This window comes from Hymenobacter tibetensis, assembly GCF_022827545.1.
Taxonomy (GTDB): domain Bacteria; phylum Bacteroidota; class Bacteroidia; order Cytophagales; family Hymenobacteraceae; genus Hymenobacter; species Hymenobacter tibetensis.
In genome coordinates, this window is sequence record NZ_CP094669.1 from 2,168,029 (window position 1) to 2,180,704 (window position 12,676).

Annotated in this window: 6 protein-coding genes; 3 read left to right on the plus strand and 3 right to left on the minus strand. The window is 54.3% G+C overall.

The features are described 5' to 3' along the window. Positions 1–31: 31 nt before the first annotated feature. Both MTX78_RS08605 and MTX78_RS08610 read right to left on the minus strand, forming a co-directional pair. A complete protein-coding gene (locus MTX78_RS08605; RefSeq protein ID WP_243801734.1) occupies positions 32–946 on the minus strand; it encodes a metallophosphoesterase in 915 nt (304 codons plus the stop codon). A 432-nt stretch (positions 947–1,378) separates the two neighbouring features. Next, complete coding sequence (locus MTX78_RS08610; RefSeq protein ID WP_243801736.1) at positions 1,379–2,491, minus strand: Smr/MutS family protein; 1,113 nt, start codon at positions 2,489–2,491, stop codon at positions 1,379–1,381. Positions 2,492–4,060: 1,569 nt separating this feature from the next. On the opposite strand from MTX78_RS08610, the gene MTX78_RS08615 reads away from it, so the two are divergent. Then, positions 4,061–5,983, plus strand: a complete 1,923-nt coding sequence (locus tag MTX78_RS08615; RefSeq protein WP_243801737.1) for a hypothetical protein — start codon at positions 4,061–4,063, stop codon at positions 5,981–5,983. A 286-nt stretch (positions 5,984–6,269) separates the two neighbouring features. Continuing rightward, on the plus strand, positions 6,270–8,519 hold the full coding sequence (locus MTX78_RS08620) for a PA14 domain-containing protein (protein WP_243801739.1): 2,250 nt from the start codon (positions 6,270–6,272) through the stop codon (positions 8,517–8,519). A 133-nt stretch (positions 8,520–8,652) separates the two neighbouring features. Here MTX78_RS08620 and MTX78_RS08625 read toward each other — a convergent pair whose 3' ends face one another. After that, positions 8,653–9,648 carry a YfiM family protein gene (locus MTX78_RS08625; RefSeq protein WP_243801741.1) on the minus strand — a complete coding sequence of 332 codons (996 nt, stop codon included), beginning with the start codon at positions 9,646–9,648 and terminating at the stop codon, positions 8,653–8,655. Between the two features lie 153 nt (positions 9,649–9,801). On the opposite strand from MTX78_RS08625, the gene MTX78_RS08630 reads away from it, so the two are divergent. Beyond that, positions 9,802–12,633, plus strand: coding sequence for a DUF4961 domain-containing protein (locus MTX78_RS08630; protein ID WP_243801743.1), 2,832 nt, complete (start codon positions 9,802–9,804; stop codon positions 12,631–12,633). Positions 12,634–12,676 lie beyond the last annotated feature (43 nt).

Below are 12,676 nucleotides of genomic sequence, written 5' to 3' on the forward strand. Positions count from 1 at the left end.
TTGCTATCCTGCATGCTGCTATCTGAACTCGTTACGCACTGAACAGCCCAGCGGCGGTCAGCTCCTGCTCACCATTCCACCGGTAAGCTACCAGCTCGCCGCCTTTTGCGACGCTGTAGTCGAGGCAGACGGCGTGAACGTTTAGAATCTGGGGCGTGCCGCGTAGCCAGTAGTGACCGAAGAATACCGGTATGTCGTCCTGGTAATGCCAAACATCGGTCAAAGCAGTTTGGTCAACGGGCAGCGAGTTGAGGGCTTCAATAGGCTCCAAGAAATACTCTTGGTAGGTGCTGCCTTGCGGGTTGCGCCACCAGCGGGTGCGCATCTTGGTACGAGCGTTGCCGTCTTTGTCGTGGAAGGACGTGCCAACCGGTAAGTCCACTTCTTTGCCTTTGAGGGTATCTTCGACTGCGCGGTACTCGGGCGTACCGCGTTGGGTGCTCCGCAGCAGAAAGTCGTCGGTGAGGCGGGCATCCGGGAGTTGTTTGCGCAGGTATTGAATGTGGCGCGGGTCCCAGCAGGCATGTACTACGCGCAGGCCCGGCAACTCCAAAAACAGCGGCAGCGTCTTAAACCACCGGATGTAGTCTTGCCATTGCTCCCAGCCTTCCCGACTGTTGAACTCTTCCAGCGTGCGCAGATGCTGAAAGATATTGCGCGGAATGTGGGGCCTCAAATGCCCACCCTGCGGGTGGTGTTCGTGAAAGCAGATGGCGTTGTATTCGTGATTGCCCATTACTGCCAAGGCCGTACCGCCATCCACCATGCCGCGCACCAAGTGCAGGGTTTCCCGGATATGTGGCCCCCGGTCCACAAAATCCCCGACAAAGATTACCTGCCGTGTCGGATGCCGGTATATGCCCTGTTGTAGCGTGTAGCCAAGTTTCGTAAGCAGTTGTTGCAATTCCGAAGCGTGGCCATGAATGTCGCCAATGATGTCGTACATGACTGCGTGTGTAGGTATCCGATGCCGAATTACTAACGCTACGGGTGAAGCGCCGGCACCTTGTCTTGCCGAGGTTGCGCAAGGGTAGCCTGTAGCCGATGGGCCACCTTCGCTGCTGATGCAAGATCGGTCTTCCTGCAAAAAAAGTCCTGACTAACGTAGTTGAAGCTCCAACCAGAAGGCATGAGCTTTTATACAGCGTATCAGCACAAAGCTGGATAATCAATCGAGTAGCGGAGAGGAGTGTTGGGCCGTAGATCTAGCTCCAAGCCTTTCAGCGAGTAACGAGTAGAGGACATACCAGCTAACCGCTCCGCATGCCGCCAAAAAGACAACGACTGATACGGGGCTACCCCATATCAGCCGCTGTTTTCACGCAAGTACTCGCCGGTCTTTCGTGAAGCTTTGCTTTTGCAAGTCAGACAAGAGCCGCTACTTCAGCCGAACCAACGTGGCCCCATAGCCGAACTTCTCCTTGCGGGAGTCTTCGAAGAACTTGATGTCCTTATTGCGGCTCAGCAGCTTATGGATTTCCTTACGAAGCGTGCCGCTGCCGGACCCGTGAATAAAGACGATTTCGTGCATGTTGGTAGCCAAGGCCCGGCTCAGGGTGTCCTCGAAGGCTTCCAACTGCATCTTTAGGATAGCCGTGTTGGAAAGCTCGTGGGCTCCTTCTGGCTGCAAGGCTTCCAAGTGCAGATCAACTTCGTGAGGAGGAGGCACAATGGCTTTGGCTGGTTCAGGGGCAGGGGCTACTGCGGCTGGCTTAGCGGGGGCGTTGCCGGTAAGCTGGGCTTTCAGCGTGTCCGCTAGCTTGTCGGGCGCAATGGCTACCGGGGCAGCAGGCTTTTCATCGAGCTGAAAGAGATAGGCATCCTGCTTGAGTACGGGGGCCTCCCGGCGGCTGGTATAGAAGCTGCTAGCTCGGAACTGCGTGCGCTTGGTAATCAGCTCGTAGGCAGCGGTGCCGTTCACCTGGTGGGGCAACAACTGCACAACCAACGCGGGCCACTGGTCGAAGTCTTTGAGGTGAAAATGTCCTAGGGCGGCACTCACGGTTTTGGGCGCTAGCTTGTCCGACGTTAAGCCGCGGTACTGCTCACGACGTTCTTCGCCGTAGGTGAACAGCACGTCGGTGTCGGTGTTGTTGATGACGTGCACCGACAGCAATTCTGGCGACTGGTGGCTCAGCGCCAGGTACAGGCCTTTAGGGGCAGGCTGTGGTACAATGGCCTTAGGTGGGGCAGGTTGTTCGGCAGTGCTGCCCGTCGGGGCAGTAACGGGGCGCTGCACGGCTGGCTGAGCGGCTTTGGCCGATTTAGCAGCCTTTGCCGCTTTTGCTACGTCGCGCGGAGCAACCGGACCTTGGGAGGAAGTGCCGAAAGCTTTCTGCTCGTCTGCTGCTATTACCACTACCTCGCGGCGCAGCACAGGAATGGTAAAGTCATTGTCAATGGCCACTTCTACTAGGTCGTCACTGAGCAGGCGGGTGATAATGCCTTGCTCGCGGCCGGTGAGCAGGCGTACTCGGTCTCCTACATTCATATGGGTAAGGGCGATGGGTGCGAATTAAAACAAAGAGCAAAAGTAGCGCACAGCTAGGTGGTTTTGCTTTGAGCTCAGGTGTGAGGTCCGTTTACGGAAAGAAGCGGTTCTCCGCACGATGCAGGAGAACAAAATGCCACGATTCTTTCAATCTCTTACCGATAAGTAAAGCCCAGTGGCACGGACAGATGAGTGGTTGTAGCACAGCTGCACCCAACCAAGCGGCTACCAGACCAAGAGCAGGGGGCTTGCTGAAAGAATCAGGTGGGCCAGCTGACGGCAGCCTTATATATGTTAAAAAGAGTAACCCCCAACTATCAAGTACCTAAGCGGGGGAGGAGAAGGGTAAGACTGCTTCTCTCATTCTATGATGAGGGATACGTCACGTGATACGCACTCCTAGAAAGAATGCGTAACCCCAAGCCAGGTGGCTGGATGCGCTCAGCATCTTGTAACCAGATGTAAATAATGAAACATCTCTGCTGGTCCACTGAAACTGGGTGGAGGCTGCTCGCAAATTTTTGCATATCTGCAAATTGGTATGCTAGCTATAGCTGGTCATCGAGTGTAGATACTATGTGGGTTGTTGGCTCCTGTAGCCTAAATGCCGTGCAAGTAGCTGATTCCGCGCTGCACTTTGTTTTTGCTAACTAGGATCCTGGTTTATGTATTGACAGTGAGATAGTTAACCCTGTTTAGTGCTTGCAAAAATATAATTTCTATACTATTCTGATAACCATATTTTTACTTTTTATTATATAATATAAATTTTTGATGAAAATTACAAGTATATGTAACTTTTTTTTTGACGCTTTTTGGAGCTCCCAAACCATGTTTATACAGCGTTTCATTCTATAGTTAAATACCATTATAAGTAGCTAAATCGCCCAATAAGCCCAACTATTACGATTGCACAAGCTATAGCAAGTGACCAAAAGCATATAGGTGCTAGATGCTATTACCTATACTTGACGCCTGTGAGTTTTGCTTTATATTAAGGTTGGCAGGTATAAGGGAGCGTTTAGTTATCACTGGTAATTCATAACTTGTGCTCAGAATAGAGGGGGTCAATATCACTTTTTCGTTGTGGTTGCCTGCCCTGGGCTTTGTGTAGTTGGTGATAGTATCTGCCTACTACTAATAGAAGGTAGAATAGTTGCTTGAAACAAAAAGAGAGTTTAGACTCTCGAGAGTGTAATACATTTAGCTGGATACCAAGCTATTATGTATAAGCAAAGCTGCCAGTGACGTCGTTCTTACACCAAGATGGGGAGTGCCACTTTTCAAATCACCTTGCGCAAGCAATAAGTCCGAATCCCTCGCTACGTGAGGGTTTCATTAAAACGGCCTTAAAGAATTTGAAAAATACAAAAAAATAAAAAAGCCAAAAAACAAAAAAGTGCTAATGCAATTGCGCTTTCAATTCAACACTTTTCTTTTGTAATGGTCAAATCCACAGCCCGTGCGTTAAAACGCTACACCCGAAACTTTATTGCTCTTGGTTCACAACAACATTGCGTGAGCCCACTAAATAATTTAGAGCAAGTAGACCTTATTTCCGCAAATCAGATGTCCTGGCGGCCCGCCAGCAACTACGAAGAACGCAAGGCCAACAAAGGGGAGAGCCAAAGAATAGCGCCAGGCAAATATAATTTTTTCTGCTATTTAGCACTTTCGGTGCTGGCGAGCGGTACTGCTCTTGGGCAAGGTGCCAGCCCTTTTGTAACAGGCAAGACGTTGGGCACGGCCAAAAACACGTTGCCAGGCAGCCCGACTGTAGATGCTGACACGTATCAGCGGCTAGCTCAGAATTATTCGCTTGCATCCGGCATGGAGTACCGTTACGGTAGCCCCAGCAACTTGTCTAACGACGGTTTTCCGACCCAGTACAAACCAGCAGACCGCCGTATCGATAACCACGGTGCTCCTGGTTGGGATTATCAAATCGGCACCCAGGACCCTTCTAAGCACGACTACTTTTCCAACCAAGCGCAGTTCCTTTTTGTACCTGACTTACCCATTCATCCGGGCCTGACGGTACTGCAGACGATGGTAATGGGCGAGGGTACCCTGAGCGAAAAGCCAGATTTGCCTTGGGTGTATTATGGAGGTGGAAGCCCGGACGTGGACATTGCACGTCCCAACTATATCCTTACCAACGGCGGTCCGTTGCGCCAGCCTACTGCTGTAGCTCACTCCTATGGTTTCAGTACGTGGTCGGCTAACAGCTTGGTAGCATTTCAGTCGGGGCTTATTGCTGCATTTGGCACCAACACCAGCCGGGGTGAAGTGGCCGTGAAGCTGGCGCCAGGCAAAGTGCCTACCGCCATTGCCATGACCAGCAACAACGAATTTGCTCTCGTAACTGTGTGGGATACCAACCAGCGGAAAGGGCAGGTTGCAGTACTGGCCATGGGTACCGGCAACAGCTTCTGGGGTGACTGGTCGAGAGTGTTTCCAGGTCTGCGTAACAGAGGTCTGTTTACGTTCCTAAAAATACTGGGCTACATAGATCTGCCCGGAATGACACAACCCACCGAGATATCAGCTTCAGCTGATTATGCAACTAGCCTCGATGATAATGAGGGCTGGATGGTGTCGCCCGACGGAAGCAACCGCCGCTACCAGGAAATGCAGCTTGACTTAAACAACGAAACCAACCGTCAGAGCTTTATTTCGGGCGACAACCAGAGACGGTATGCCCGGGGTGGCTTTGCTACCATCATCAGCAAAGCCGAGAAGAAAGTGGCTTTCTTGGACCTGAAGCCTTTGTTCGAGCAAATGCATAACATGTATTTCACCTCGCGCAGCAATTTCCAACTCACCCAGAATGTTGGCCAGCAGCCCAACCAGTGGCCCTTCACGTTCGATGCAGCGCCAGGTTCAGCACCGACTGTAGCTAAAGTAGTAACCTTGACTCAGGCGCCGACAGCAGTACGCACCAGCTTGGTGCCTGGCTACAACCAAGCGTATGTGGCGACCCAAGACGGCACGTTGCACTTGTTTAGTGTAGGTGGCTACGGCTCTTTCGTTGGTGGGTCACCAAACCAGATTACGGAAGTAGGTACTGTGGCTGTAGGTAGTAACCCAACCAGCATTGCCTATTCTAAGAGCAAAGGATTCATCAACAACTCGGATAACAGCAATCCAGGTGAGGTGCTCATGGTAGTATCGCGCGGAGAGCGGGCTATTAAGTGGGTGCGGTTGACCGGCAACACGGGGCGCATAACCAAAACTTTGCGCGACACTCGTTTGAAAGATCCGGTGTGGGTGGAAGACAACGACAACCACGGCACTGAAGCCCCTGTCGTTACGATAGCTGACTTTGCGGGCAAGCAAATCATCAACTACCGCTACGGCCCCGTTATTTTCCATACCAACGGTGGCAATCAGTTCGGCGTGGGTGCAAACGGCCAGAGTGAATTTGAATGCGGTGGCTTCTACCCAGTGTTGGGGCAGCCATTCCAGGTATCGGGCGCCAACGTGCCTTAGCCTAGCCTGCAAGCAGTGGTGGTTTGTTGACTACTGCTTACAGCAACAAGCTGCTCCCTGCAAATGACCTGATTATCAAGGTTCTAAAGCAGGTGCCACGGCAGCATCTTGACGAGGTAACAAACCAGTCTGGCAACATTTCCAGAAGCTATAGGCACGCATGTGCTACGTAGCAACGCGCTTAGCCAAATAGGTAGCGCGGACTGGTTGCCTCCCAAAAGAATTCAATTTCTAACTGCTTTACGAGCAAGTGGTAGCAATACACTACTCACAAAACAGAATTTACATGAAACAAAATCATACCGCGCACAGCTCTCTTCGCCGGATTTCAAATCTTATCTTCTCTAAAGCACGTGGGTTCAAACTGCTGCTTTTACTGACGGCCCTCTCCGCAACTCCTGCTTACAGCCAAAACATGTGGTTGGGTATGGAGTTCACCGTAGGAAACAGCCCGATGCAGGTAACAGAGCTGGGCAGAATTTATGTGCAAGGAAACAGCAGACCCCATACGCTGAAACTGGTAGAAGCCAACAGCGGTAACGATGTAGCTTCAGGCTCGGTTGTCATCAACATGGCAGGGGGAGCAAACGAGCAGTTTAGATACGCAGCTCTCCCCAATCCGGTTACGCTTGCTGCCAACACCAAGTACTATTTAGTAAGCGAGGAAACCAATGGCGGCGACTATTGGCACGATTCCAACACTACCATCGGAACCGCTGCTGCTGCTACGTGCAACGGTCCCGTTTCGGGTATTGGCCGGGATTTCAACACCGAGTCTGGCAAACCAAACTACAGCTACGCACCCCTGGATTTCAAGTACACCGGTGGCTCCACAACGGCCCTGCGCGATGCTGATAACCCAGTGAATGCCATACCTGGACTGGCTTACTCTTACTACGAAGGTATGTGGGACCGGGTGCCTAACTTCGGCTCCATCAACGCCGTGAAGACTGGCTACGTGCCGTCATTTGCACTCACGCCGCGCAACCGCTACGACCATTTCGCTTTCCGTTACACTGGCTTCGTTTACGTGCCTGCCGACGGTATGTACACCTTCTCTACTACCTCCGACGACGGCTCTGTGCTGATGATCGGCGACAGAATGGTAGTCAACAACGATGGTGCGCACGGCCGCATCGAGGTGTCGGGTACCATTGGCTTGAAAGCCGGTAACCACGCCATTACGGTTGGCTACTTCGATGGCACCGGACAGGACGTACTGGATGTAACCTACGCGGGTCCTGGCTTGGTGAAGCAGATTATTCCTGCTACTGCTTTGTATTGGGCCGCCAGCTCTACATCTACCCAACCAGTTGTGACTCTGCGCAACGCCGACAACCCCTCCAACGTCACGAACGGCGTAAACTACGCGTACTACGAAGGCAACTGGAACAACGTTCCTACCTTCAGCTCGCTGAACGCCGTGAAAACCGGTTCTGTCCCATCTTTTGTGGTTAGCCCCCGCAACCGCAACGACGAATTTGGTTTCCGCTACACTGGCTACATCGACGTGCCCACCGATGGTACCTACACCTTCTACACCTCTTCCGACGACGGTTCGATGCTTATGATCGGCGAGACAGTAGTGGTTGACAACAACGGAATACACGGAGAGCGGGAGAACTCTGGTTCCATCGGCTTGAAAGCAGGCAAACACGCCATTACGGTTGACTACTTCGACCGCGGCGGCCAGGAACTCTTGAATGTGAGCTACAACGGCCCCGGCATAGGCAAGCAAGTTATTCCTACTTCCGCTCTGTACCGGTCTGCAACCATGGGATTGGCAGGCCTGCGTGATGCCGACAACCCAACGAATGTAGTGAGCGGACTAGACTATGCCTACTACGAGGGTGCTTGGAGCAATGTGCCTGATTTCAACTCGCTGAGCGCCGTGAAAACCGGTACTATCTCGGCCTTCGCCGTTACGCCACGTAACCGCAACGACGATTTTGCCTTCAAGTACACCGGCTACATTGACGTACCCGCCGACGGTACCTACACCTTCTACACCACCTCCGACGATGGCTCCGTGCTCATAATTGGCGACAGAGTAGTGGTTAACAACGACGGCCTGCACTCTGAGGCAGAGCAGTCAGGCTCCATTGGCTTGAAAGCAGGTAAGCACGCTATTTCGGTTGGCTTCTTTGAAAGAACCGGTCAGCAGGTGTTGAACGTGAGCTACACTGGCCCCGGCCTCGGCAAGCAGGTTGTTCCGGCCTCGGCTCTGTACCGCTCCACTTCCGGCAACCGGACTGCAACAGCCACCGCTACTGCTGCTCCAACGGCTTTGCCTCTCTCGGCTTACCCCAACCCAAGCGTAGATGGCCGTCCTACCATCACGTGGCAGGCCAAGCAGGCGCAAGACGTGACATTGCGCATCTTCAACAAGCAGGGTACGCTGGTGAGCTTGCTCAGCCAGTCAGTGCCAGCAGGAGAGTCTACCTTCAAGCTGCCGACTACCCTCACCACCGGTACGTACTATCTGCGGGCTACCGTTGATGGCGAACCACAAAACTTCACCCTGGTGGTAGAGTAAGCGGCAGAGGAAACTCTTCGCGTAGTATCATACTAAATAAGCGGCAGCGCCTGCACAGAAAGCTAGAAATAGCACTGTGCAGGCGCTACTTGCTTTTAGTTGCTATCAGCAGCAACTACTAGCGGCGCGTGGGCTAGTAATAAAGCCCACGCACAACAAACCCCTGGCGCTTGTTCCATTCCAGCGCAGGCGCGGGCAAATGGAAAATACTGGCCACGTAGAACACCCGGCGCAGTAGTTTGCTGCGGGTTGGAATGCGCCGCAAGTCTATATCCCAGCTCAAGTAGTACTGGCGATACGCCTGCAGCCCCGCCGCGGCATTGGCAGCGGGGTCATTGAACACCATTTGCTGGGCTCCGTAGCCAATTGCTGGCTGCAACCAACGGGGCCAGCGCGAGGTGGCCGGCAACCAGGCGCCCACGTCGGCGCAGAGCCAATAGGTCTGGCCGTTGTAGTCTTTGAGGTGCTGCTCTGCTAGGCTTCTGCCCAACACATTAGGACGACGGGCGGCATAGGGGGTTGTATGAAACGAGTACTTGGGCATGATGCGCACCTCGTTCCAAGCCAGCTGCTGCCCAATCAGGCCAACTGAGCCCAGGAAGTTGGCGGCTAGGTCGGTGGCGGATGCACCGTAGGCGGGGTCCTGGCCGTCGAGCAGCTCGATGGGGCTTTGCAGCAAGAATCCTACGAACCCACCGTACCAGAGGGCCCGCCGGTCGGGCACGCCGGCCCAACGCAGCATGTCTACGGCGCCTCGGCTCTCGTGGAAGGCGCCCCAGAAATGCCCTACTTTGTCGAGTTGCTTCCATTCGGGCAGGTCATTGAACCAGTGGAAGCTGGTTTTTTCGCCCGTGTACCACCCTTCACTTAGCGCGTAGGCAAGGCCCGCGTAAGAAACAGCCAGCCCACCCGCTAGCAGGGGCAGGCGCCGGTTTAGCTGCGACGTAGAATCAGGGGGCGGAGCAGTGGCAAGTGGTGGGCCAGTAGGCCGAACGGTTGCTGCGGTGTCGGGGTGTTGGGCAAGGCCCGGAAACGCCAGTAGTACGCCAAGCAGCCCCACACCTACGCCGCGCTGCGTACGCAGACGGGTAGGAAAGGCACAACGTAATAGCAAAGAGTGGAAGGACACGAGCAAGCCAGAATAAGCCAGTAAATCTACGAACAAAAGGCCCTGCTGGCTTACCTATGGGATTAGGTGGAGTTGACTACCTTTGGCCCGATTTAGTGCTGTTTTTTCGCGGCTGAGTCCCCATTCAGCCCATTTCCGTCCTCTTCTTTCCTTATGAAAACACTTCGACTATTCGGTAGCCTGTGGCTGCTCCTATGCAGCTCTTGGGTTGTACAAGCACAGGTGGTGACATCACAACCAACCTTCTTTCAAGACAACACACCGGTTACGCTCACCTTTGATGCTACCAAGGGCAATGGGGGCTTGGCCAACTTCACGCAGCCAGTCTACATCTACACAGGGGTTGTCACCAACCTCAGCACCTCGCCCTCTGACTGGAAATATGTGAAGAGCCCTGCTTTTAATATGGCCGACCCAGCGGCTCTGATGACGCGGGATGCCACCAACCCCAACCTCTACCGCATCACGTTCACGCCGCGCACGTTTTACGGCGTACCGGCCGCCGAGCAAATGCTACGGCTCGGCATGATTTTCAAAAATGCCGACGGTACTGTGGTCGGCCGGGCGGCAAATGGCGGCGACATCTTTGTGGATGTGTTCCAGGGTGGCCTGGGCGCACGCATTACGGCACCCGTAACCGGAGGCAATGCGCAGTTTGTGGCGGCCGGTACCACGGTCAGTGTAACCGGCGAAGCATCCTCGGCGGCGCAGCTTACGTTCCGGCTGAACGGTGCACAAGTAGCGCAGCAGCCCGCGGCCAGCACGCTCACCACCGGCGTTACCGTCACGCAGACGGGGCGCAACGTGATTCGCTTCACTGCCACTAGCGGTATCACCACGGCTTCGGATTCGCTGATTGTGGTGGTGCGGCCATCCGTAAACGTGGCGGCGTTGCCAGCTGGCGCCAAGAAAGATGGTATCACGTACCTCAATGGCGGTGCATCTGTGATTCTAAGTTTGACGGCGCCCAACAAAGAGTTTGTGTACGTGCTCGGCGAGTTCAACAATTGGCAGCAAAACAACGCGGGCTTTATGAACCGCACGCCCGCTACCGATGCTGAAAACGCCCGTTGGTGGGTTCAACTCAACGGCCTCACGCCCGGTCAGGAATACGCATACCAATACGAAGTAGATGGCGCCCTGCGAGTGGCCGACCCTTACTGCGAGAAAGTATTGGACCCCAACAACGACCAGTACATTCCGGCCATCACGTACCCCAACCTGAAAGCTTACCCTACGGGCCAAACGACGGGTATTGTGTCGGTGCTGCAAAGCAACCAAACGCCTTACCAGTGGCAGACAACTAATTTCCAGAAGCCCAAGCGGACCGACTTGGTGGTGTACGAGCTCCACCTGCGTGACTTTGTGGCCCGCCACGACTACCAAACCCTGCGCGACACGTTGGGCTACTTGCAGCGCCTCGGGGTGAACTGTATTGAGCTGATGCCCGTCAACGAGTTTGAGGGCAACGATTCCTGGGGCTACAATCCGTCGTTCTACTTCGCCCCCGACAAGTACTACGGCACCAAGAACGCCCTGAAAAGCTTCATCGATGAAGCGCACCGCCGCGGCATTGCCGTAGTGCTCGACATGGTGCTCAACCACAGTTGCGGGCAAAGCCCCATGGTGCAGCTATACTTCGACGGCGGCAATCCAGCCACCAACTCGCCCTGGTACAACCGCACCGCTACGCACCCCTTCAACGTGTGCTACGACTTCAATCACGAAAGTGCTTTCACCAAGTACTTTAGTAAGCGCGTCATGGAGTTCTGGCTGCAGGAGTACCACGTAGATGGCTACCGTTTCGACCTCAGCAAAGGCTTCACGCAAGTCAACTCGGGCTCTAATGAGGACCAGTGGGGCGCCTATGATCAGTCGCGCATCAACATCTGGCTGGACTACCACAACTTCCTGAAGACTATTGACCCTACCGTGTATCCTATTCTGGAGCACTTTGCTGACAACAGCGAGGAAAAAGTGCTGGCGGATGCGGGCTTGATGCTGTGGGGCAACATGACGGGCGCCTACAACGAGGCCACCATGGGCTACACCACCAATTCCAACTTCAGCGGTGGCTATTTTGGCAGCCGCAACTGGGTGTCGCCGCACTTGGTTACGTACATGGAAAGCCACGACGAAGAGCGGATGATGTATAAGAATATCACCTTCGGCAACCAAGCCAGCGCGCCAACCTACGATGTTCGTAACCAGACCACAGCCTTGGCCCGCCAGGAAGCTGCTGCTGCATTTTTCTTCACTGTGCCCGGCCCCAAAATGGTGTGGCAGTTCGGGGAAGTAGGCTATGATGTAAACATCGACTTCAACGGCCGCACTGGCCCAAAGCCCATCCGCTGGAACTACTACCAAGAGGCCACCCGCCGCAAGCTCTTCAACGTGTTCCGGGAACTGATTGCCTTGCGCAAAACCGAGCCGGTGTTTGAAACCGGAACGTTCACGCAGGAGGTGGCCGGGGCTGCCAAGTCCTTGCACCTCACCGCTCCTAGCTTGAGTGTTACGGTAATCGGCAATTTCGATGTGGTGGCGCAGCCCATCAACCCGCAGTTTCAGCGGACCGGTAGGTGGTACAACTACCTCACCGGCGACAGTATCACGGTGGCTAATGCTACGGCCAACATCACGCTGCAGCCCGGGGAATACGCCGTGTACACGTCGCGACTGATCAAGAAAAGCACCGTGCTCAGTACCAAAGCCCGCGCTACCAATGCACTGCGCCTAACGGCCGCACCGAACCCTAGTGCCACCAGTGCGCTGTTGCGCTACGAGTTGCCAGCAGCAGCTCCGGTTACGGTAACCGTGCAAAACTTGCTCGGCAGCACCCTGCGCACCATCCAGATAAAGGCGCGCCAAGTTAGTGGCCAACACGAACTGAATCTGCCGGTGCAGGACTTGGCCAACGGCGTGTACCTCGTGCGCCTCAGCACGGGCCAACTCACGCAAACCACTCGGTTGGTGGTACAGCACTAATCCAGCAGTCCTTGGGGCATCCCAGCTACAAGTGCTCTTAGCA

Bases quoted from the DNA above. Each gene is read 5' to 3' on its own strand.
- MTX78_RS08605 (WP_243801734.1), bottom strand. From the start codon at position 946: ATGTACGACATCATTGGCGACATTCATGGCCACGCTTCGGAATTGCAA.
- MTX78_RS08630 (WP_243801743.1), top strand. From the start codon at position 9,802: ATGAAAACACTTCGACTATTCGGTAGCCTGTGGCTGCTCCTATGCAGC.
- MTX78_RS08610 (WP_243801736.1), bottom strand. From the start codon at position 2,491: ATGAATGTAGGAGACCGAGTACGCCTGCTCACCGGCCGCGAGCAAGGC.
- MTX78_RS08620 (WP_243801739.1), top strand. From the start codon at position 6,270: ATGAAACAAAATCATACCGCGCACAGCTCTCTTCGCCGGATTTCAAAT.
- MTX78_RS08615 (WP_243801737.1), top strand. From the start codon at position 4,061: ATGTCCTGGCGGCCCGCCAGCAACTACGAAGAACGCAAGGCCAACAAA.